General features: G+C 35.2%; 19 protein-coding genes. 6 read left to right on the forward strand and 13 right to left on the reverse strand.

Annotated features, from left to right (window positions below; all coding sequences use genetic code 11):
• Window positions 1-10 precede the first annotated feature (10 nt).
• From JOD29_RS08975 to JOD29_RS08995, 5 genes are all read right to left on the reverse strand, one after another.
• Window positions 11-3,220, reverse strand: a complete 3,210-nt coding sequence (locus JOD29_RS08975; protein ID WP_124764278.1) for a DEAD/DEAH box helicase — start codon at window positions 3,218-3,220, stop codon at window positions 11-13.
• Between the two features lie 253 nt (window positions 3,221-3,473).
• Window positions 3,474-4,688, reverse strand: coding sequence for a CaiB/BaiF CoA transferase family protein (locus tag JOD29_RS08980; RefSeq protein WP_124764279.1), 1,215 nt, complete (start codon window positions 4,686-4,688; stop codon window positions 3,474-3,476).
• 43 nt (window positions 4,689-4,731) lie between these two features.
• On the reverse strand, window positions 4,732-5,640 hold the full coding sequence (locus tag JOD29_RS08985; RefSeq protein WP_124764280.1) for a hydroxymethylglutaryl-CoA lyase: 909 nt from the start codon (window positions 5,638-5,640) through the stop codon (window positions 4,732-4,734).
• Between the two features lie 79 nt (window positions 5,641-5,719).
• On the reverse strand, window positions 5,720-7,018 hold the full coding sequence (locus JOD29_RS08990; RefSeq protein WP_124764281.1) for a CitMHS family transporter: 1,299 nt from the start codon (window positions 7,016-7,018) through the stop codon (window positions 5,720-5,722).
• A 367-nt stretch (window positions 7,019-7,385) separates the two neighbouring features.
• A complete protein-coding gene (locus JOD29_RS08995; protein ID WP_124764282.1) occupies window positions 7,386-9,545 on the reverse strand; it encodes a YhgE/Pip domain-containing protein in 2,160 nt (719 codons plus the stop codon).
• A 39-nt stretch (window positions 9,546-9,584) separates the two neighbouring features.
• Here JOD29_RS08995 and JOD29_RS09000 point away from each other — a divergent pair, with 39 nt between their 5' ends.
• The gene (locus JOD29_RS09000) at window positions 9,585-9,728 is read left to right on the forward strand and encodes a hypothetical protein (protein ID WP_205101652.1); all 144 of its coding nucleotides are present in this window, start codon (window positions 9,585-9,587) and stop codon (window positions 9,726-9,728) included.
• Between the two features lie 109 nt (window positions 9,729-9,837).
• On the opposite strand, the gene JOD29_RS09005 is transcribed toward JOD29_RS09000, so the two are convergent.
• From JOD29_RS09005 to JOD29_RS09015, 3 genes are all read right to left on the reverse strand, one after another.
• Entirely contained in the window at window positions 9,838-11,103 is a 1,266-nt protein-coding gene (locus JOD29_RS09005) for a murein hydrolase activator EnvC family protein (RefSeq protein WP_124764283.1), read from the reverse strand.
• Between the two features lie 512 nt (window positions 11,104-11,615).
• Window positions 11,616-12,134, reverse strand: a complete 519-nt coding sequence (locus JOD29_RS09010) for a VanZ family protein (RefSeq protein WP_124764284.1) — start codon at window positions 12,132-12,134, stop codon at window positions 11,616-11,618.
• A 78-nt stretch (window positions 12,135-12,212) separates the two neighbouring features.
• On the reverse strand, window positions 12,213-12,830 hold the full coding sequence (locus JOD29_RS09015; protein WP_124764285.1) for an FMN-binding negative transcriptional regulator: 618 nt from the start codon (window positions 12,828-12,830) through the stop codon (window positions 12,213-12,215).
• Between the two features lie 108 nt (window positions 12,831-12,938).
• On the opposite strand from JOD29_RS09015, the gene pdxR reads away from it, so the two are divergent.
• Window positions 12,939-14,318, forward strand: a complete 1,380-nt coding sequence (gene pdxR, locus JOD29_RS09020; RefSeq protein WP_124764286.1) for a MocR-like pyridoxine biosynthesis transcription factor PdxR — start codon at window positions 12,939-12,941, stop codon at window positions 14,316-14,318.
• Window positions 14,319-14,587: 269 nt separating this feature from the next.
• Here the strand turns inward: pdxR and JOD29_RS09025 are convergent, their stop codons facing one another.
• Together JOD29_RS09025 and JOD29_RS09030 are read right to left on the reverse strand one after the other, a co-directional pair.
• A complete protein-coding gene (locus JOD29_RS09025; RefSeq protein ID WP_124764287.1) occupies window positions 14,588-16,168 on the reverse strand; it encodes an FAD-dependent oxidoreductase in 1,581 nt (526 codons plus the stop codon).
• A gap of 198 nt (window positions 16,169-16,366) precedes the next feature.
• Window positions 16,367-17,140, reverse strand: a complete 774-nt coding sequence (locus JOD29_RS09030) for a TSUP family transporter (protein ID WP_124764322.1) — start codon at window positions 17,138-17,140, stop codon at window positions 16,367-16,369.
• Between the two features lie 121 nt (window positions 17,141-17,261).
• Between JOD29_RS09030 and JOD29_RS09035 the strand changes: the two genes are divergently transcribed.
• Both JOD29_RS09035 and JOD29_RS09040 read left to right on the forward strand, forming a co-directional pair.
• Window positions 17,262-18,059 carry a TrmB family transcriptional regulator gene (locus JOD29_RS09035; RefSeq protein ID WP_124764288.1) on the forward strand — a complete coding sequence of 266 codons (798 nt, stop codon included), beginning with the start codon at window positions 17,262-17,264 and terminating at the stop codon, window positions 18,057-18,059.
• A gap of 429 nt (window positions 18,060-18,488) precedes the next feature.
• Window positions 18,489-19,289: a TerC family protein gene (locus JOD29_RS09040; RefSeq protein WP_124764289.1), complete on the forward strand. Its 801-nt coding sequence runs from the start codon at window positions 18,489-18,491 to the stop codon at window positions 19,287-19,289.
• Window positions 19,290-19,448: 159 nt separating this feature from the next.
• Here the strand turns inward: JOD29_RS09040 and JOD29_RS09045 are convergent, their stop codons facing one another.
• The gene (locus tag JOD29_RS09045) at window positions 19,449-20,135 is read right to left on the reverse strand and encodes a hypothetical protein (protein ID WP_239585642.1); all 687 of its coding nucleotides are present in this window, start codon (window positions 20,133-20,135) and stop codon (window positions 19,449-19,451) included.
• 283 nt (window positions 20,136-20,418) lie between these two features.
• Here JOD29_RS09045 and JOD29_RS09050 point away from each other — a divergent pair, with 283 nt between their 5' ends.
• Entirely contained in the window at window positions 20,419-20,715 is a 297-nt protein-coding gene (locus JOD29_RS09050) for a hypothetical protein (protein ID WP_124764290.1), read from the forward strand.
• A gap of 144 nt (window positions 20,716-20,859) precedes the next feature.
• Window positions 20,860-21,150, forward strand: a complete 291-nt coding sequence (locus tag JOD29_RS09055) for a hypothetical protein (protein ID WP_124764324.1) — start codon at window positions 20,860-20,862, stop codon at window positions 21,148-21,150.
• A 160-nt stretch (window positions 21,151-21,310) separates the two neighbouring features.
• Here the strand turns inward: JOD29_RS09055 and JOD29_RS09060 are convergent, their stop codons facing one another.
• Window positions 21,311-22,108, reverse strand: a complete 798-nt coding sequence (locus tag JOD29_RS09060) for a fumarylacetoacetate hydrolase family protein (RefSeq protein WP_124764291.1) — start codon at window positions 22,106-22,108, stop codon at window positions 21,311-21,313.
• A 343-nt stretch (window positions 22,109-22,451) separates the two neighbouring features.
• Window positions 22,452-23,978, reverse strand: coding sequence for a tripartite tricarboxylate transporter permease (locus tag JOD29_RS09065; protein WP_124764325.1), 1,527 nt, complete (start codon window positions 23,976-23,978; stop codon window positions 22,452-22,454).
• Between the last annotated feature and the right edge of the window lie 18 nt (window positions 23,979-23,996).

Genomic DNA, 23,996 nt, shown 5'->3' on the forward strand with positions numbered 1-23,996 from the left:
TAGGAAATCTCTAAATCATGAGGATTTCCCGAATTTCTTCTTCGGTTAAAGTGATTGATGTTTTTTCATCAAATTCAATGATATCTGCTATTAGATTTTTCTTTTTTTCCTGTAGTTCGTTCATTTTTTCCTCAATCGTGCCACGTGCTAACAGTTTAATAACTTGAACTGTATTTTTCTGACCCATTCTATGTGCACGGCTCATCGCTTGATCTTCTACAGCTGGGTTCCACCACAAATCATATAAAATCACGGTGTCTGCCCCAGTTAAATTAAGACCAGTTCCTCCTGCTTTTAATGAAATTAAAAATAAATCACGCTCTCCATCGTTGAATCGATTGCATAGCTCAACACGTTTTTCTGAAGGCGTATGGCCATCAAGATAGAAATATGGTTGATTTCTTATTGTGAGTTCTCGTCCAATAAGCTCCAACATCTTTGTGAATTGTGAAAAAATCAACACTCTTTTACCTGAATGTTTGGATTCCTCAAGTATTTGAAGAAGCTGCTCAAATTTTGCTGAACCACCTTTATACCCTTCTACAAACAAGCCGGGGTGACAACAAATTTGGCGTAATCTCGTTAATCCCGCTAAAATACGAATACGATTTTCCCGAAAACTCTCTTTATCCAAGTGTTTCAATGCATCATATCTTAGTTTCGCTAAAAAAGCGGCATATAGTTTCTTTTGTTCAGGAAGCAACTCAGAAAATCCAAGTTCTTCATTTTTGCCTGGTAACTCCGCAAGTACTTCTTCTTTTAAGCGTCGAAGTAAAAATGGACGTACTCTTTTGGAGATAGATTTTCTTGTTAAGAAACTATATTCCTCTAGCCCCTGAAATAGTTGAGGAAACACAACATGATAAATTGACCATAATTCTTCTGCTCTATTTTCAACAGGTGTTCCAGTCAATGCAAAACGGTGATCTGCTTTTATTTTTTTCACCGCCCGCGCAGTTTGAGTTACTGGATTTTTAAATGCTTGTGCTTCATCAAAAAAAACAGTATGAAACGTTTGCTTCTCATACCAGGCTAAATCACGACGTATTAATGGATACGAAGTAATAAGCACAGATATGTCACTATCATCTAGAGACTTCAAAAGCTCTTTTCGTGCGGATAGCTCCCCATCAATGACGATGGCTTGAAGTTCAGGAGCAAATGCCATTATTTCATGCAACCAGTTGTATGTTAAAGAAGAAGGACACACAATCAAAACCTGTTGCTTCCTAGCCTTAATGTTTTCTAATTCAGAAACAATGAACGCAATACTTTGCACAGTTTTCCCAAGTCCCATATCATCTGCTAATACACCACCAAATCCATAGCTAGCAAGGGACTTCATCCATTTAAAACCTTGTATTTGATAGTCTCTTAAAACCTCTTCTAAACTTGTTGGAATTTCAAAATCCAATGTTTCTGGATGAAGTAATCGGTCGATTAATTGTCGGAATGATTCCTCAGGCGAAAATACCTCACTCTCATCGATTAATTCAAGAAATTTTAAACTCTCTAATATAGGCATATTGAACGTAGTTTCGATATCATCATCCTGAATTGGAGCAGTCAGTAAGAACCTACGTATTTCTTCCATTTCCTTTAAATTAAGGGATAATAATGAGTCATTGGGTAGACGATAATATTTTCGCTTAACTTGAATTGCTTGTAAGATCTCCTTTACTTGTTCATCTGAAATACCGTCCATCTTAAATTTAAATTCCAACCAATCTGTACGTTCTTTTTTCAGTTTTACAACAATTTTAGGAAATACATCTTTTTTGACGAGTCGATTGCGAACAGCTGTTGTCGCGTAAATTTGTGCAAGTGGTTGAAGTGTTGGAACCACATCATTTAAAAAGTCAAATTCCAACTCTTCATTTTGCATAAAGTATCCCCCATCAGTTTTCATAAACCCACTAGTATCCAAGATTTCTAGAATTTCTTGTTCTTTCTTATAATCTCTTAAAATCATTGGACCTATTGGATGTTCACTTTTTTCTAGGGGTTGAATCACCACATGATCATATTGAAATTCGAGACCAACCAACAGTCTATTTTTCAGGCGATCCAAGTAAATCTTGGCAACAAGTGGTGTTCTCCTCATTTCCTCAATTAACTGTTCTGACAGATTAACATGGCTAATTTTTCTCAAACTTGGTACCACTTTGTTAAGAAATATATCTATTTGTTCACGAGGAATCGGTACTGTGTTCATATCAGGTGTTACAAGCATTTCCTGCAGCTCATCTAACCGTTCATAATCATCGCCATCCAATTGATAGACTTTCCCCTCACTTAATACAGCATTATATGCACTAAAAAGTAGCATTTTTTCGAAACCTTTAGCGGTCATTTGAAATTCTTTATTAAGTGATTCTACAAAAATTTGTAGAGGAGGGGCTCCTTCTACTAGATGTAGATGCTGAGTTTGTTCACGTTGATCAACCAATATAGAGTTCGCTTTAGTAAGTAGCGGCATGAGTTCACCCCATGTAGAAGGTGGAATAAGTAATACGTCTTCTCCGATTGTTTTAGCTGTGTCCTTTGATAAAGCATTGTGATACACCATCTCATCACGGACCACTTTTATTAGATATTGCAGCACTACGTCGTCTTGTTTGTCAAAACAATGCTCATTGGGATCAAAATTTAGTTTACATGACAATGTACATTGTTTACCCAATTTTACATGTTGTAGAAATGAACGAATTGGTGAGATCTTCGTTTGATCGATGTAAAGTTGGACACCAAACAAATATTGACCATTTCTAATTAAACAAGGTTTTAGGACAAACTGAACTTCTAATACTTTTCTATTTTCAAAATGAAGTTGATGACGACTTTTCCTAATAGGTTCGTCCTGGAAAAGTGTCATAAAGCTATTTGATAATTGGTGCTCATTTGATTGTTCCACTTGCGCATCAGTTTGACTTTTTTCATATTTCTTCTTATCAACAATCGCTAGTAACACAGCCGCAACATGTTGACAATTCTTACTAAAACCTGCCAGAGTTGGACAACTACAGGACGCTTCGATACTACCTGAGACACTTTTGATTGTGACACGGAAGTCTTCTGCAGCCTTAACAGTAGCTATACATTGTTCCGCGTTATAGTCATGAATGTTTACTTTATTTGCACGATAATAAGATTCGCCTCTTTTGAAGGAGACGGAGCCACACATTTCTTTAATAATTTTATGACTGACTTTGATCTCCATGTATTCCGCTCCTTCCTTGCCATTAACACAAAAATGATCGTTCTTTTTATCACTAATGCTTATTTTATCACGTATTTTAGAGTCAATCGACAGATAGGTTACTGATTAATTTTACTAAGTGCAATTGATAAGGTTTTTTATATTATTTTATTTATAATAAACAAATAAAAAGAGAGTAAACAGATTGCTGTATACTCTCTTAATTTAAGATTATTTAGTTTTTGCGACTTTCTAAAATCCAAATTCTTATAGCTTAAATAACTCCATTCGCTTTATAAGTTTCTAGCTCATCTTCACTTAATTCTAGAAGATTTGTATATATTTCTTCATTGTGCTCACCAATGGATGGACCACTCCAGTTGATTTTTCCTGGTGTTTTACTTAGTTTTGGCACAATACCTGGCATATGTACCGTCCCCATGTCCGGATCTTCAATTGCTTGAATCATTTCTCTATCGTGGTAATGAGGGTCATTTGAAATATCCTCCATGTTGTAAACAGGACCCGCTGGAACTCCGTATTCGTCCATTAAATTAAGCACATCTTGTGCATCGTTTTGCAGAACCCATTCCCCGATTAAATCTTCAAGTTCTGTTTGGTTTTTCCCACGTGCTGTATGATTATTGAACTTCGGATCTTCCAACCATTCTGGATGTCCTATTGCTTGAGCAAGGCGTATAAATAATTGATCGGAATTAGCTGCAACAATAACTAATTTTCCGTCTTTTGTATTATATAAATTGGAAGGGGCTACGCCTGGAAGAATGGAACCTGTTCGTTCTTTTATAACTCCATACTTGTAGTATTCTCCAATTCCGTTTTCCATTACAGCAAATACCGCTTCATATAAAGCGACATCGATCTCTTGCCCTTCACTTTCATTATTCTTCACTTGGCTAAATAAGGCCATAATCGTCCCTAACGCCCCATATAACGCGGCTAATGAATCACCGATACTAACGCCAATTCTAGGTGGTACTTGCCCTGGAAAACCAGTTACATAGCGTAGTCCTCCCATTGCTTCCCCAACACTTCCAAAACCTGCCTTGCCGCTATATGTGCCTGTTTGCCCAAAGCCTGAAATTCTAGCCATAATAATCTTTTTATTTATTTTTTTAAGATCTTCGTAACCTAAATTTAGTTTATCCAGGGAACCAGGACGAAGGTTTTCTACGACAACATCTGCTTTACTCACTAACTTTTTAGCAAGGTGCTGTCCTTCTTCTGATTTTAAATTTAAGGTAATACATTTTTTGTTTCGTGCTTGTGTTGCCCACCAAACAGATTTATCGCCTTCTGTTTTACTGCCCCATTTACGAATGTTGTCGCCTTGACCTGGAACCTCTATTTTAATAACCTCAGCTCCGAAGTCTGCTAGTATTCTAGTTAAAAAAGGTGCAGCAATAAAATTTCCAAATTCAAGTACTTTTACTCCTCTTAACGGTCCTTGTGTATTTGAGTGTTCCAAAATAATTCCTCTCCTCTAAATCTAGATGTAAGTATGTGCTCAATTAGGCAGTGTGAGTGTCGCTACTTTTTCCTGCTTTCATGATTTGACCACTTAATGTTTTTTCTAGTTCTTTCTCTAGTCCTCTTGATGCTAAAATTAGTTTATCAACGTCAATTCCAGTATCGTATCCCATTTGTTCTAGCATATGGACAGTATCTTCAGTACAAATATTGCCAGTTGCACCTGGGGCAAAAGGACATCCACCAATTCCGCCTAACGCAGCATCAAAATGCGTTACACCGCCTCTAATACCTGCAATGACATTTGCTAGACCCATTCCTCTTGTATTATGTAAGTGGAGGCCTACTTTTAAATTAGGCCACTTTGATTTCACAGCATAACAAGTCTCTTCAACTTGTTTTGGATTAGCCATACCCGTTGTATCGGCAAGATTAATAGAATTAGGATTATATTCAACGATTCGTTCAATGATAGGGAAAAGCTTTTCTTTTGTATACAAGCCTTCAAATGGACAACCAAAAGCAGTACTAATCGCAATATTGATTGGGATTTGTTCTTGTAACACACTTTCTCCCATTAATAGTTTTTGAACAAATTGAATGCTTTCATCTACTGTTTGATTTGCATTTTTACGATTATGGGTCTCACTTAAAGAAAAGACGAGATTGATTTCATCTGCTTTTGCTTTTTGTGCTCGATCCACGCCTCTTTCATTTAATGCGATTGCACTATATGTCACATCTGACCTTCTAGGTATCTTTGAAAATAGTTCTTCCGCATCTGCCATTTGAGGGACATATTTCGGATGAACAAACGATGTTAGCTCAATGTTTTTAATGCCAGCATCAATTAAGCTATTTATTAAATCCAATTTGTAAGAAATAGACGGTATTTTGCTTTCCATTTGAAAACCGTCACGTGTAACCACTTCATTAATATGAATCTTCATAATATCCTCCAACTCTACTTCTACTACTTTGTTCAATTTCACTATTTAACTATAACATTTTCTAAAAATTCTATCAATTTCAGATTGTGATATGTCCTAAACCAATCCCAATTAAAATAAATAGTACTAAAATCCCGACTGCCCATTTTAATGCATATTTTTGAACTGCAACCAAATTCACTTTAGTTAGTTCCGTTAATAAATACATTGCTCCAACTAGTGGTCCGATAAAGCCAAATGGCGAACTATAGAGAGAAGCAATAGCAATTTCTTGAGCACTGATTCCATATGATGCAGCCGTTTCAGCTAAAATGGGGATAATCCCGAAGTAGTAAGCATCAGGACCGATAAAGAAGATCACTGCAGGACCAACTATAGCTACGACTAGACTCATGAACGGGCCAAAACCATCTGGAATAATAGAAATTAAACTTTGTGCCATCGATTCAGACATTCCAGTCCCTTTCAAAATTCCTGAAAAAACGCCAGCAGCAAGAATAATGCTCGTCACATTTAAAGCATTGGATGCATGTCGTGAAAGTACTTCTTTTTGTAGTTTTATTGAAGGGAAATTAATGAGTAATGCTAGTGCTGTACCAAAAACAAATAACACGATGGAAGGAATCCATTCTAAAACTAATGCAACCATAATAATCATGGTTAACACTAAATTCACCCAAATTAACCAAGTGCGCTTTTGTTCCGAATCTACAATAGTTGTAGCTGCCATTTGAGCATCCGCTTTATGAAGTAAGTTAGAATAAACACCTAATCTTGCCCGTTCTTTTCTTCCGATAAAATAAGCTACAATCACAATATAAACTATTCCAGCAATCATTCCTGGTAATACGGAAACGAATAAAGAAGTCGGGTCAAGATTTAATACGGAGGCAACCCTTCCAACTGGACCTCCCCAAGGAACTAGTGTTGTAATCCCAATTTGCAAAGCAGTAAGCGCTGCTAGAATGATTGGTTTGATCCCTAACTTTAAATAAATAGGAAGAAAAGCACTAATACAAATCATGATAGTAGATGACCCATCTCCATCAAAACCAACAATTCCTGCTAACACAGCAGAGCCTACGATGACTTTTAATGGGTCGCCTTTAGCTAATTGAACAATTTTATTTGTTAGCGGATCAAATAAACCTACATCAATCATGATGGCAAAATACAAGATAGCAAATAAAATTAATAGTGCAGTAGGAGCTGTATTAACAATTCCCTCTTTCATTAATGTTCCTAACTCTAAACCAAAACCACCTATTACACCAAAAATGATTGGGATAATAATTAACCCAATAAAAGGTGAAACACGATTTGTTAGAATTAAGTACAAGAATGAAATAATCATTAGAAATCCTAAAATACTCAACATACCATAAATCCCCCTATCATTTCCCCGAAGTACCGGCATCTCTTACATTTTCAAAGATTAGATACCAACCAACTTAAGATTTGTAACTACTGATTAGATTTTAACCGTCGATTGAATGTTAGTAACTTTCTGAAATTTACGTTAATTCCAATGATAAAATTTACCATGGACATTTTCAAGATAAACTTTAGTGGATTAAAGTTTTAAAGCAATAAATAGGTAAAAAGGTATATAAAATATTTATTTTTGTAATGTTAATCTTGAGTTAAAGTAAATGTAGTTGAAAAATACATATGTATAATGAAATAAAAAAAGAGTAAATTCTACACACTCGTAGAAATCACTCTTTTTTCCAACTATATTCCGACTAATGAAAAAGACCTGATTGCTTTCCTTTATTTCTTAATCGTTCGGTAAATTTATTTATTGGGCCCTTTAGGAATCCAATCATTAGTGCTATAACACCAAAGACTAAGATGAATAATATGTCGTGATATACACGACCTAAAACTCTTCCTGCAGTCGCTTCACGTAAAAGGTCAATAGCATAAGTAAAAGGTAAAAAAGGGTTAATGAGCTGAAAAAATGTTGGTAGTAATACGGCTGGATATGTTCCTCCAGAACCTGCAATTTGAAGTACTAATAACACAATAGAAAGCGCTTTTCCTACATTACCGAAAACTGAAACTAGTGTGTAGACGATGATAATAAATACGCAACTACATAGTATGCAGAACAAAATAAACCAAAATGGCTCGATAATATCTACTTTAAGTAGCCATATGTTTCCCAAAGAAACAATAACTGCTTGCAAAATTCCAATTGTGATAAAAGTAAACATACGCCCGAAATAAATCTGCCGTCTGGAATAGTTTTCATTTGGATGTACTTCAGTAGATAATAACGATATTAATAATAATCCCCCTACCCATGTTGCTAACACTGTATAAAACGGAGTCATTCCTGTTCCATAGTTGGCGATTGGGAACATTTTATGTTCATTTAAAAGGACTGGCTCTTTAAAGAATTGTTCTTCTGCGATAGGGTTATTTTGCAGAAGTTTAATAATTTCACTTAAATCTGTATCTTTTTGAATGAATCGAATCTGGTTTGTTAACCCTATTATTTTGTCTCGAATTATAGGATAGTCACTAGATAACGTTGCTAGTACTTCTCTTCCTTTTAATAAGTTCGTTTCTGTACGATTTAACATTTTTGAAACTTCGGGTATCGTTTGTTGAACTTGTGTTAAGATTGATTTTGCACTTGCTAAAGTATTTTTAACTTCCGTTACTTTATTTTTTAAAACTGGCTGTAATTCAGTAAAAGAATTTAAGAATTTTTCTATTTGTTCATTTGCCTCTTTTCTATTCTCTTGAAGCATTGCAATTTTTTCATTTAGTTCTGGCTGCCTATTATTGATGATTGAATCTAGTTGAGTTGACTGCTCCGTTATATTTTGCAATGCATTTTTAATGTCACTCAATTTCATTAATACATCATTAAGTATTACATTGTCAGTATTATCTTCATTTTGGTTAATATTAGTTGATTGTTGCAAAAGTTGAATATTATTTGTAATATTATCAACCAATTGGAAAAGGTCAATTACAGTGGAGTCAATACGATCCGTCTCCTGTGTACCATTTGAAAAATTGGTATCAAAGTTATCCAATACTTCATTAAGCTCTGACAGCCTTGTTTTTAATTGGTCAATATCCTGATTAATGGTTGGGGTTATATTATTAACACGTTGCTCAATTCGTTCTAGGAATTCACTTGTCTCGTCAATCATTTGTAATCCCTTTGTGGAGTCTTCTTCTACACGAGGGATCATTTGTTGTGCATCTTGGATTAAGCCCTCAGCACGGTCTGCATCGTCAATTGTTTGATTAACAATCTGATAAATTTCAGGTAATTCCTTTTCTAAAGTAAAAAGATACTCTTCAAGTCTTTCAATGGCAGGTAAGTTTTCTTCTAACTTAATACCTAAATCATTAAATATTGAAAATATGATTCCATTCACCAATGAAATAAATTGACTGCTTATTTTTTGAACAATTATACTTGCACCCTTTTCAGTAATTTTAGGTGCGATTGCATTAATTTTTTCATTTACGTAGTACTCAATTTCTGCTTTTTGTGGTTCATCATTCAGTACGGTACCTAACTTTTTTGAAAAATCCTTAGGAATAATAATAACTGCAAAATAGTCCCCGTATTCTAAGTTCTTCATTGCCACTTTATACTCTACAAATTGCCAATTCATAGATTTATTTTCTTTTAACGAACTAACAATTTGATCTCCGACGTGGAGTTCTTCGTTCTGTACGACAGCCCCTTGATCTTCATTTACAATGCCAATGGGAATTTGATCGGTTTGACCATAAGGATTCCAAGAGGCCTTAATGTTTAACCATGCATACAGTGAAGGCAATAGAATGAGTCCCCCAATTAGTATTGCTGCGACCCAATTTGTAGTAATTTGCTTTATATCAAATAAGTATATTTTCCAACTAGTTTTCATCTAATCATCCTTATTCATTCCTTTGGGTAATTTCTCCATATGGTTTATGCATTATCGCAATTAGCATCACCAGGAAAGATGTATTTTATACTAAAAATGCTGTCTGATTATGCAATAATTGGAATGAGTATGATGAATGAGGAAATGAATTTCGGAACAATTTTACCGTTTTTTTATAGCTAATTCGGGGCAGACCAAAATATTGACAGCCCTAAAAGATGTGCTTTCTTAAAAAATAAAAAATGCATCTCCTAGTTCATTCATTACTAGAAGATGCATTTTTTATTTTCATTTAATTAAACGGTACATAACGTAATGGGTTTACGGATGTAGATCCACGCCAATCCCATGAACCGATGTGCAATTCAAAGTGAAGGTGTGGTCCTGTAGAGTTACCAGTGCTACCCATGTTCGCAATTTGTTCACCCTTCGATACTCTTTGTCCCACACTTACATTGTAAGAACTTAAATGTCCGTATAATGTGATAAATGTTTGACCATTGATTGAATGCGTAATCATAACAAGGTTACCAAAACCAGCTAATGGGCCTGCATGTGAAACAATACCATCTGCTGCTGCAACGATTGGTGTACCTACTGAGTTTGCTACATCGACGCCTAAATGCTTACTATTATCAAAAGTACGATATCCGTAATTGGATGTAAACCTACCATATGTAGGCGCAGTCCATGTACCACTTGAAGTTGCAGGAAGTGCTGCTGAACCTGAATTATAGTTTGCATTTTTATTTTGCTCATCTTGTCGTGCAAGGGCAGCGATACGTTTTTGTTCAGCTGTTATTTTTGAAGTTAACTCTTCGCTAATTTGATACATTTCTGCATAACTTGTTTCTAAATTTTTCTTCGATTTTTCTAATTTTGCTTGCTCTGCTTCTAATTCAGTTATTAAAGCTTTTTTATCTACCTTTTGGCTATTCAATTTCGTTTTTAGGGAAACTAATTTTCCCTTATTTGTCTCGAGACTCGCAAGTTTTTCATTTAACTTATTTTCAGTTTCTTCTAACTTAAACTTATCTTCAGCTTGTTCATTGATAATCTCACGGTCTGCATCCATTAAAGTACTTACCGCAGAGAAGCGATCGATGAAATCTACAAAACTATTTGCTCCAAGTAAAACGTCAATATAACTAATAGAACCACTAACTTGAACTGCACGTAAGCGTTCGTCAATTAGCTTTTCACGATTTGCTATTTTATTTTCTAGCTCTTTTATATCACTTTTCAACTCTTCAATTTCTTTGTTTGTTTTGTTGATTTTCGTGTTTACTTCATCAATATTGTTCTCAGTTGAAACAATTTTCTTATTCAGTGTAAGAATTTGTTTTAATAATTTATCTTGTTTTGTTTGATTCGATTGGATTGCATTCTTTTTTTCATTAATTTGTTTATTGATTTCTGACTTTTTTTGTTCAACCTGTTTTTGTTCTTCTTTTAAATTATTCAAGGTACTAGCAGAAGCTTGTGTACCGAATAAAAGTGTTGATAATAATACAACGGAAGACCCAGTCCGAACAAGTTTACTTAATCTATTACTCAATTTATATATCCCCCAAAAGCACTTCCATCTTTTAAGTTCGACAAAAAGCACGGTATATTTCTATTTTTCTACATATCTATTATAACAGTAAAACTTCGATGTAATTTTACAATTACATTTCAATTTGGGGAATTTATACAAAAAGAAAAGAGGTTGGGACAGATCCAAAAAACATCATTTTCTCAAAATGAGAAAATGATGTTTTTTTGCTGTTAATTCTATTGATGAATCCTATTAAAGATCCGGTGAGAGCGGACTAAGCACACAAGTCATAAAGCCACGTTGTACGTGTCTTTACGAATTGTCTTTGTGCTTTGTGTAAGGTCCGCTCACATAAGATTTGTCCTTCTAAACTTTCCGGAAATTGGCGCGGCTTACAGTGGTAGGCCGCGGTTTTTCGGAGAATGGCTAACACTTATTGCTCTCAAACTATAAAATATCAATATTTTATTAAAGATAATAGTGGCTTTCCTAAAAAATTCTACTTATGTCCCATCCTCATAGCGATTATGTCATTCAATTTTACTCTTATTTAAAGTTAACAATCTCAGTACACAAAGTAAAAGATACCCTATTAAACCACCAAACGTATTTGTGATTAAGTCAGTTACATCAAAGATTCTAGTTTCTAATCCGTTCCACCAAACATTTAATAATTGGGAAATTTCTATAAATAAACTAAAACTTAATGTCATTAAAACAGTTTTCATTAACCTTTTTTTCTTGATCAATGGATAAATAATTCCAAAAGGTATCATCATAATCACGTTTAAAACAATTTCTCTTAATGCCCCATCGTAATTTAAAATTAAATCTCTGAAAGGAGTAAAATTTGCAGTTTCCATGAACCGATTGTTTGTGCCACTAAAAGGTATCGTAACCGGCATAAGTGTTACAAAGAAAACCATTACTACATAAACATACATTAATGTTTTACTAATTAATGCCTTTTTTGAGTCTTTTGACCATTTTTTGTAAAAGAAAGTGTTATATATTAGTGCTAAAAATAAAAAATCAATAAAATAAGCCAATCTTAAATCTCCTCAAAACTCTATCATACTTCATGCATATTTATTAAATATAACAAATAAAGCGAGGAAAAGTTCCAATTATTTATTATTTACTAGATTTTTCTTCATAAGAGATGCGATTTGAAGACTGTCCTGGTCGGTGCTTTTTTCCAACTCTTGTATTACTAGCTCTTGTCGTTCGACAGGATGGTTTTGACTTAATTTCGCTTTTGCTTCAATTCTTGTGATGTTTATTTTGAATGCGACAATCCCTTTTCTCATTCCTTCAATATACTTTGAATCTACATCTTTATAATTGTATGAGCTTACAGGAGATTCATATTTGTTTACCATCTCAGATAAAGAATCTAAAATAACTGTTTGATCTTCAACTATTTCTAATTCTCCAAATACATGTACCGATACATAATTCCAAGTGGGAACAGCTTTACTTGTCTCATACCAAGAAGGCGAAATATAACAGTGGGGCCCTTGGAACACGACAAGGACTTGCTGATTATTAATATCCTTCCATTGTTCGTTTTGACGTGCAAAATGACCGGATAAAGCATTTTCTGTTTTATTTAATATGAGTGGTAGATGGGTTGCATGTGGTTCACCGTTATGCACCGAAAATAAAGTGGCAAAGCTGTACTGTTCGATCATTTCATAAATAAATTCGTCATCATTAATTTGAAAATGCTTTGGGATATACATTTAATACTCTCCTCCTTGAATTCCACTTAATATGGAAAATTTTATAATGTTTTCTGACATTTAAAAAGGTACAATTATAAACAAATAGACATGTCAGAGGTGGTCGAGATGAAGAATATCATTTTTGCTTTAAACGATGACTCTCCGAAATATAAGCAAATTTATCTACATTTTAGAACTTTCATTGAAAAAGGAGATCTTTCAGTGAATGATCCTCTCCCTTCCATCCGACAACTTGCAGATTCTCTTCAGGTTAGTCGCAATACAACACTTAGTGCATATGAGCAACTTGTTGCAGAGGGCTATATTCGTGGAGAAGGACGAAGAGGTTATTTTGTTAATGAACTAGACCCCGTACTTTTTCAACATCACTTAAATCCCACTGAAATTAAAAAGACAGGGGTGGGAAAACAACTCCTAATTGATTTTAAGGCAGGAGCCGTGGATCAAGTGCATTTTCCACTGAAAATTTGGAGGAAAATCTCAAATCAAGTTTTGACAATTGAGGATACTTTCCGATATGGACATCCATTTGGTGAAGAATGCTTGCGTGAACAAATTGCCACTTATTTACTTCAATCTCGTGGGGTGAAAACAGATCCGAGTGCTATTATCATCGGGAGTAGTACTCAACAAATGTTGATTTACCTTGGACAAATTTTAAAAGGTGAATTCTCTAGCGTGATTGTAGAAGATCCAGGTTATGATGGTGCTAGGGATGCTTTTCAATTCCACCGGTTTACTCTTGAATCTTTACCAGTACGCGAAACAGGAGCTGACTTTTCAACATTAGAACAAATGGAGTCAAGGTTAATCTATGTCACCCCTTCCCATCAAAGCCCAATCGGTGTAAGCTTGTCAATTCAAGAAAGACAAATGCTTATTCAATGGGCGAACATGGGGCAAGGATATATACTTGAGGACGATTATGATAGTGAATTCCGATACACTCAAAAGCCTTTTCCATCGCTCGCTTCAATCGATTCTACAAGGGTGATCTATTTAGGAAATTTCTCAAAGTCCTTTTTACCAGGAATCCGTTTATGTTATATGGTGCTACCTCAGCCACTTTTAAATGATTATCAAAATCAATTTCTTCATTTTGAGAGTACGACTTCACTGCTCAGCCAACTGACCATGGCGAAATTTATGGAAGAGGGAGAATGGAATCGCCACATAAAAAGAATGCGGCTTGTTTATAAGCGAAAAATGCAATGCATCGTTACTGAGTTAAAAAATCAATTTGTACAACAACTTACTATAATCGGAGAGCAATCAGGCTTGTATATATTAGTAAAAGTACATTTAAATCATTCAGAAGAATGGTTAATAGAGCGCGCTTCTCTTTATGGCGTCAAAGTCTATCCTACATCCATTTACTTCATCAAAAATCATTCAGATGAACCAATATTAAAACTTGGATTTAGCAATTTAACCTGCGAGGAAATCCAACAAGGTGTGAAACTTTTGAAAGAAGCTTGGTTATAGGTTAGTAGTGTTAAGTTATGGGTCGTTTTGTTGTGAGGGTGACTTCGCACCTTATGTTGTAAAAACCGCACGTATTCACTTTATAGTCGCACGTAAATTTGAGAATCGCACGTATTCACCTTAAGGCAACCCGTAAAGTTAAGAACCACGCTTTATCAGGCACAAAGTCGCACGCAATGACTGCCTGTTTCTCCTTCCTCTAAACTCGAACTTAAAAGGAAAACCCCCTAATTTAGGAAGTTCAAATCCTAATTAGGGGGCTTATTTTTTTAATAACCTGAGTCCTCTGAAGTTAAATTATCCAACATTTTGTAATCATATTTTTGCAATGGCTTTTCTGCAGGACCTTCCAGTACTTCACCTGTATAGGAGAATCTAGAGCCATGGCATGGACAATCCCAAGAACGTTCGCCACTGTTCCACTCAACTTCACATCCGATGTGAGTACACGTTGTATCAACTACGTGCACATTTCCTTCTGTGTCTTTGTAGGCTCCTTTTCGGTGCCCATCAATCAAGATCACTGCACCCTCATCTTTAGACAATTTATCTATATTATTATACGGTAATTCAACTTTTCCTTTAATTAAATGTTTGACCACATCTGCATTTGCCTTAAAGAAATTTTTCAGGCTTGGATGTGCGTAGAAACGCGATGGGGTATATACCACTCGGTAAGGGTTCTTTATATCAAGAATGATATCTCTAAATAATAAAGCGGCGGCAGTGCCATTTGTCATTCCCCATTTTCTATACCCTGTAGCAACTAGCACCTTTGGCTGTCCAGCTGTAATTTCACCGACGTAAGGGATTTTATCTAATGTCACTAAGTCCTGTGCAGACCAACGATACGCAATTTCATTTAACCCAAAAACTTGTTCGCCAAACGTCTCTAAAGCTTTGTAATGTTCCATTGTGTCTTTTCCCTGACCAGTCTTATGACTCTCGCCACCAATGATGATTAATTCTTCGCCATTAATTGTAGTCGAACGTAGGGAACGTGATGGCTCATCGACACTAAGATACATGCCACCAGGGAATTTTTCCTTTGATTTCACTGCAATTATGTATGAACGATCAGCGTACATTCTTGCAGAGTAAAAGCCTAAACCTTCGTAAAATGGGAAGTGGGAGCAAGATAAAACATAATTCCCTGTAACTCGGTGATCGTCACGGGTAAGAACAGCTGGCTTTTCCCCAGTTTCAATATTGACGGCCGTTGTATGTTCAAAAATGAGACCGCCTTTTTCTTTTATGATTCCTACTAAATGGACAAGATATTTTACTGGATGAAACTGTGCCTGATTTTTCATGACAAGTGCTTTTTTGTAGTCGTCAATATTAAAAGGAATATTGTCAACTAACCCACCTTCAATGCCAATCGCCTCATAAGCCTTCGCTTCTTTTTCAAGCTTCGTTACATACTCATTAGTCGTTGCATACAGATATGCGTCTTGCTCACTAAAATCACAATCAATATTATGCTCTTTTACTGTTTTTTTGATAAAATTCAATGCATCTGTATTTGCTTCATAATATAGGCGGGCTGTACTTTTGCCAAAGTTTTGAATGAATTCATCATAAATTAAATCATGTTGAGCAGTGACTTTTGCAGTGGTGTGCCCTGTCGTCCCATTTAACAATCGATCTGCTTCTAATACAGCAACTTTTAATCCTTCATTGACTAATAAATAAGCTGAAGTGAGGCCTGTAATCCCCCCACCTACAATGACAACATCCACTTCAAGATCTTCTTTTAATTGAGGAAACTCCGGTAAATCAATAAAGTCTCTCCAGTAAGGTTCAGGAGTTTGTGGTAATTTCCCACTCGAGTCGTTTTGTTGAACCATAATATACCCTCCATATCAAAATATTGACAATAATGATATAAGGGTCTCCATTTTTCGGTGAAATATTCAATTTGTTTGATGATAGTAAGAGCCTATTCTATTTACCAATTTGATAGAAATTGGATTCGTATTAGGAATGTAAATGACCTATGGACTATCCAACTATCCAGCAGCATTTCGTTCCCGCACACTCTCACTTTACTTAACAAAATAGTCATATGTATTCTTAGCCAACATTAACACAGTAACAGTGATGAATAGTACACGCACATAGTTGCTTCCTCGTTTAATAGCAAATTTCGAACCAACGATTGAACCAACTAGTTGGGCAATCCCCATTGGAATACCATAAGCATAATTAACTTGATCCAATATGATAAACATAATTAATGCTGCGATATTACTACCAAAATTTAAAAATTTAGCATTTCCCGCAGCCTTTAAAAAGTCGAAGCCAATCATTAAAAAGGCAAAAATTAAAAAGGATCCCGTCCCTGGTCCCATAAAGCCATCATAAAAACCAATGGCAAAAATGACCATCATAAAAAAGATGAACCGACGCATGGACAATTTTTTATAAGTTGAGATGCTACCCCAATCTTTCTTAAAAATCGTATAAACTGCAACAGCAGCAAGCATCACAAGCATAAGGGGCTTCAATAATTCAGGATCAATGAGGTGAACGGTCCAAGCCCCGATCATCGAACCGAAAAAAACTAGCGGAAAAAATTTAGAAACTGATTTTAAATCGATTTTACCTGAACGATAAAACATGATTGTACTTGTTAAAGATCCAATTGTACCTGCTAATTTATTTGTTGCAACCGCTGATGCCGGTGGTAATCCGGTGAACATCAATGCTGGTAAGGCAATTAATCCGCCTCCCCCAACAACTGAATCAATAAAAGCTGCTAAAAATCCAAAGACTATTAAAATCATTAATAATTGTGGGTCTAAATCAAATATCTCCATTAACATATAATCAACCTTCCGTTTAGTTACTACTGTGATAGTAACTAAAGATTTTAAAGTTGTAAATAGTTATGATAAATTTAATAATTATAGGTATGAATAGTTATCGGGGGGTTGGGAATTGGAAAATATCGTACATCAACTTAAAAAACTTGGCTTTAATGAATATGAAGCTAAGTGCTATGTTTCTCTTGTTATAATCGGAACGGCTACCGCTTACCAAGTTAGTAAGGATTCGGGAATACCGCGCTCTAGAATATATGAAGTGTTAAATAATCTTGTTGAAAAAGGGATCGTCATAAAAGAAGAAATAAAAGATGACAGTAAGGATAGTGCTCAATATTCGCCATTACCTGTAGAGATTCTTTTGAAAAAGGCCCAAACTGAATGGAGCACTAATTTTGAAGTAATTAGTAACTCATTACGGGAGATTGAAAATACGGAGAATAAGCCTAACAATCGAGTCATGACATTAAAAGACCGTGAAACCATATTGACCTATTGTAAAGTATTACTCAAAAAAGCAAAGAGACGTGTCATTATTTCAATGTGGGACGATATTTATGACGAGTTGGAAGATGAGCTTCATGAAGCAGCTTCTCGTGTATCAGTCCAAGGGATCACACTACATGTAGCAAACCCACCTGAACATGTTGATCGTCATCGAATTACTCCCTTTACTGAAACTCCTACTAGTGAACATTGGTTTATTATATCGATCGATGCAAAAGAAATGATCTATGGGCCTTCCTTTAAAGAACGTAGTGTGGCTTTTTATACAGATGATCCGTTACATATTTATTTATTAGAGGATTATGTTTGGCATGATGTTTTAGTGAATCGCCTAGTCCGACATAGCGAAGACGACGATTTACAGCAATGGATTACAAGTGAACGGAAAGCATTTTTTATGGAATAGAAAAAAAAGCAGATGTTGTCATAAAATATGTAAATATTCGTTGTATCATTGACAAAAGGTGAATGTTAGCATATATTATAAGTAAATAGTTGAATAGTTCTCCTAAAGGGGAGTAGCTTTTACATTAAAGTCGTCACTTCGGAAGATTTTCTTCCCGGCTTTATTGGCAACGAACTTGTTGTTAGCAAGACCTTTACCATATGAGTCTGGTAAAGGTCTTTTATTGTCTTTAAAACCTTTACCAAGTGTTTGGTAAAGGTTTTTTTATTTACAAAAGAACCTAATTCAGACAGACCCATTTGAACGTTCAATCATTTGAATTTCATGAATGGAGTTGAATGAAGAAAAATAGATCACCTAAGTTCGAATGAAAGTCGCATTAGTTTTTGATTTGATTGATCATAAAAGAGAATCCAAGGAGGATTATTATTGGAACTATCATTATTATTTGAATATGGCTGGGTATTGATTTTATTAGTTGCGCTTGAAGGATTGCTTGCGGCTGATAACGCACTTGTTTTAGCGATTATGGTGAAGCATCTTCCTGAAGAGGAAAGAAAAAAGGCACTATTTTACGGATTAGCCGGGGCATTTGTATTCCGTTTCGCCTCTTTATTTATGATTTCCTTCCTTGTAGACATATGGCAAATTCAAGCAATTGGAGCTTTATATCTTCTATTCATTGCCATAAATCATATTGTGAGAAAACTAGTATTTAAGAAAAAAGACGATGAAACTGAATTAAAGGTTAAGAAAAAATCTGGCTTCTGGGGCACTGTTTTTAAAGTAGAAATAGCTGATATTGCCTTTGCGATCGACTCAATTCTTGCAGCAGTGGCGTTAGCAATGACGCTTCCAAATACGAATCTTCCCCAGATTGGTGGGTTGGATGGAGGAAAGTTTCTAGTCATCTTTATCGGTGGATTAATCGGTGTCATTATTATGCGTTTTGCTGCAAACCTATTTGTAAAACTACTACAATCAAAACCTGGGCTTGAAATTGCAGCTTTTGCGATTGTGGGATGGGTTGGTGTTAAACTTGTTGTCTTAACATTAGGACACCAGGATATCGGAGTTATACCGTATGACTTCGCCCATTCTACTACATGGAAACTAATATTCTACACAGTATTAATTGGCATTGCAGTTGCTGGTTGGTTCTTATCAAAAGACAAAAATAATGATGATGATAAAACAACACCACAATTAATTGAAGCAGATAAAAATTAAAGAATTGGGGCTGTCCATAAATTGACAGCCCCATTTTTTATTACTGAATAATTTAACATTACCTTTAGCTTCTCAAAACAAAAAAAGACGATTACCTTATCTGCAATCGCCAACATATGTTAAAGCAATTTCTTAGAATGTCACAGCCTTAAGAAATTGTTACCTAAACTTATCAGGGTATAGTTTGATCATGGCATCTGAAATCATATCTGCCATTTGTCTAGCTTGTTTTTCAATCTGATCATAGATTTCAATATCTTTCTGATAGTCCTTCATAATCATCGTGACTGCTTCTTGTTTTGTTAAAGACAAATGTTGATAGAACATATTTTTTACTTCTTGCTCAGTCAGATAGGGATTCACACTACTTAGAAACGCAGAAATTTCATCGGCATTAGCATACCATTTTTGTTCTGCAATTTTGGCGGCATTTTCATCCCCAGCAATTGCCGCTTTGACAAGGTCTGCTGCATTTAAAAGATGTTCTTTAATCAACGTAGAATATCTAGCTGCTGCTTCATCACCATAAATAGGACGAAGCATTTCTCCCATATCCGTAGCATTTTTCAATAGGCGCGTCAGAACAAAGTCTATGTCTGGTAAATTGAAGATTAAACTTATAATGGCCATTCTAGTCCAAGCCACATGCTCCTCCCACAGACTTCGATTATCTCGCATTAAGTCGACAGCAGCCTGACTTATACAATTCTCTTTTTGTTGTGTAAGCGGGATTTGAGGTTGTGAAACTGGGTTAGTAACATCCGGTGTTACTTGAAGGTAATAAGGATTGACTCCTGGATGAACTGTAAAACCTCCGTTTACTCCTACAGGATAACTCTGTGGCATTAACAAGTAATTAACTTCCGGTGGAAAATAATAAGCAAATACTGAATTTGGATAATGATAAGGATTCATATTTTATTCCCTTTCCCCTCTATTTATTTCTTTCAAATAAAAGGTTATTTCTTTTCACTCCTACAGTGTATTCAGATTGGATAGTCAGGGTGATTGTCATCGAACGATGTCTCATGTGTAATAACGTAAACTAAAGATTTAATTTTATTTGTCCTTTACCTCTTTTGGGTAACTTTCATAAAATACAAAGAGATTAGATCGGGGTGATTAAGACATGAATCCATACAATAATTTTAATGCCATCAATAACTTTAATAATTCTACAAATAATAATGGTCCCATTTCAGATGATGAAAGTACTGCAGCTAAACTTGCTATACTTGGAGGTTTTTTAGCTACGTTGGGGGATGCCATTTCAACTTACGCTGCAGTTCTTGCACTGGAAGGAATACAACAATCTAAAAGCAATAATCATGAAAAAGGTAACAACGACGATAGAATTAAGGAACTTGAAAAACAAATTAAATATTTAACAAAGGAAATTAACAAACAAAAAAAGGGATATAAATAACTTAAGGGTGACCCGAGTTAATGGAGTCACCCTTACGTATGAATGTTATCTATTATATGGACAAGTTGGATTACTTTTTGTTGTGAAATAGTTTAGTGAATCAAGGGAATACTTTATGTATTAAGTGTGAAAGGAATGAATACTATGGAATTCCCCGATATTCACACCAACTTTTGGGATGGTGTGATTGCAGTTCCACTCATCGTGATTCTAACACAAATATTTAAATTATTTCCGATACCAAGGAAGTACTTTCCAACTATAGCATCCGTCTTTGGATTTTTGATTTCTATATTTATTAGTCATCGAGGTAATTTACCGGCTGGTATTTTTATGGGAGGATTTTACGGGGCAGCTGCTGTTGGGTTATATGCCTCCCTTAAAACGACATGGATAGCATTTAAGAAAAAACGCAATAAAAAACATGCCTACTGATAAAATTAATGTGACCGGAAATAGCCTTATACAAACCTCTGAATTGTTTAGCCCCAATTTGATTGAATATAAAAAGCCGTATAAACGATTAGAAAAATCGAAGAATACGGCTACCGCTTATTAAAATCTATCTAGTATTATTGCTAAAGATTAAGAGATTTTATTTTACAAAGTTACAAAGTTTTCCGATTTGCTCCACTTCAACCACTACAGTATCTCCAGATTTCATTGGGCAACTTCCTGAAGGGGAACCAGTGGCTAAAACATCTCCAGGCTCAAGAGTCATTACATTAGAAATCCAACTGATAAGAAATGGTATAGAGAAGGACATCTGATTTGTATTCCCCTCTTGTACAACTTCACCATTTAACTTTGTTACAATTCGTAAATTAGATGGATCAACTCCTGTTACAATCCAAGGACCTAGAGGACCAAAAGTGTCAAAACCTTTCCCACGAGTAAACTGAGGATCCATTCTTGTACGATCTCTAGCGGTTACGTCGTTAAATATTGTACAACCAAAAACATAATCTAACGCATCTTCTTCTTTTATATTTTTCCCGCGTTTTCCAATAATAAGTGCCACTTCGCCTTCCATTTCTACCTGATTAGATAGTTCACTAGAAGGTAATATGATTTCTCCTTGATCTGGAATAAGAGCAGACGCTGGTTTTAAAAATAAGAATGGTTCTTTTAGATTAGCCTCTCCGCCAGTCTCTTCTGCATGTTCTGCATAAGTCCAGCCGAAATTAATAATTTTTGAAGGGACAACTGGCTCTAATATTTTTACATCACTTAAATTTACTCTTGTGCCATCAAAGCTTAATTTATTATTTACAATTTCAGTAAAGTCACTAGTTAATTGTAATATTTCCTCCCCTTCAACAATTCCATAAAAGATCTGATTGTTAGTGTTCTGATAACGTACGATTTTTTGATTTTTAGTTATTTCTTGCATGCTTACTTCAACTCCGTTTATTATTTACTCACTTATCGATTCCTGTATCACTCGATTTGAATAGCTTTGATTACAAAATAAAAATGAATACAATACAAAAACAAACTCAATACATAGAAAATTTTATCATATTTGATTGAAAATTCATTATTAAATTTTATTCATTTCATTATAACATATAATACAGATATAACAGAAAATAAAAAAAAGAGCAATACAGAATATCGGTTTACATCTTTTACATATTGTTCCATATCATATTCAGCACAATTATTTAACATTCTTATGTACACACCTATAAAGAAAACAACCCTTCTAACTTGAAGAGTTGTTTTCCATTTCTTTAGGTATTAGATTCAGTCGGTGCATGATCCGACTTTTTACTGTTTTTCTTTTTTTGAATCAGCTTATTAATGATAGGAAAAATAATCATTAATAAAATAATAATCGTCAGTACAAGAGAAATTGGTCTTTGTACAAACGTTAGTAAATCACCGTTTGTAATTTCCATGCTTCTACGGAAATTTTGTTCCAATAACGGCCCCATCACTAAGGCCATTACAGCTGGTGCAAGCGGAAAACCAAATCGAGTCATCCCATAACCAATTAAACCAAATACAAATAACAAGATTAAATCAAACTGATTGAAGTTAATGCCGTATACACCCAATACTGAAAATGCAATTACTCCTACGAAAAGCGGAATGGCTGGTAATTTTAAAAGTGACGCAAACACACCAACTAACGGTAGATTTAAAATTAATAATAATACGTTCCCAATATACATACTAGCAATAATCGCCCATAGAAGAGTTGGATTTGAATCAAACATACCCGGACCTGGTTGTAATCCGTACATCATAAAAATAAACATTAACAGCGCAGTAGTAGCTGAACCTGGAATACCAAGAGTAAATAAAGGCACTAATGCCCCACCAACTCCCGCATTGTTGGCAGCTTCTGGACCTGCTACACCTTCGATTGCTCCTTTACCAAACTCCTCTGGATGCTTTGAAAGTTTTTTCTCCATTCCATAGGATAAAAAAGACGCTAATGATGGACCAATGCCTGGAAGTACCCCAATAATGAACCCTAATACAGAACCCCTACCGAATGGACCTATTGATCTTTTCCAATCTTCACGAGTCATCCATTGAGATCCTTTAAAGTTTTGTAAGTCCATTTTTGGTGAATTTCCCTTTCTTGCCATCGTTTCAATTGCTTCAGGAATTGCAAATAAAGCAATAGCAATTAAAACAAAGTCGATCCCATCTAATAGGTTTGGAATCCCAAAGGTAAAACGAGGGACACTTGTTTGCAAGTCGATACCCACCATAGCAATCGAAAGTCCAAATAAGGTTGATATATAAGCTTTTAAAGCAGAACCAGTTGTTAAACTAGATACCATTGTCATGGCTAATACAATGAGAAGAAAGTATTCAGCAGAACCAAAAAAGTAAGCAGCTTTTGCTAAAACAGGCGCAAGAAGCATTAATCCTAAAGTTGCGAAAGTTCCAGCAATAAATGAACCGATTGCAGCAGCAGATAAGGCCCTACCTGCTTTCCCTTGCTTTGCCATTTCATATCCATCTAGCGTCGTAACAATAGAAGCTACTTCTCCTGGTGTTTTAATAAGGATGGCTGTAGTCGACCCACCATACATCGATCCGTAATAGATTCCAATTAGCATAATTAGACCATTAACCGGTTCCAAACCATAAGATAATGGAATTAAGAGAGCGATGGCCGTTATAGGACCAATACCCGGTAAAATTCCTGTTAATGTTCCAATCAAAACTCCAAGAAACGCAAAACCTAGTGTTTCGAGAGATAATACAGCACCAAACCCTGTTATGATATTAGAAAACATATCCAAAACGCGCCACCC

This window comes from Lysinibacillus composti (genome assembly GCF_016908465.1).
Classification (GTDB): Bacteria; Bacillota; Bacilli; order Bacillales_A; family Planococcaceae; genus Ureibacillus; species Ureibacillus composti_A.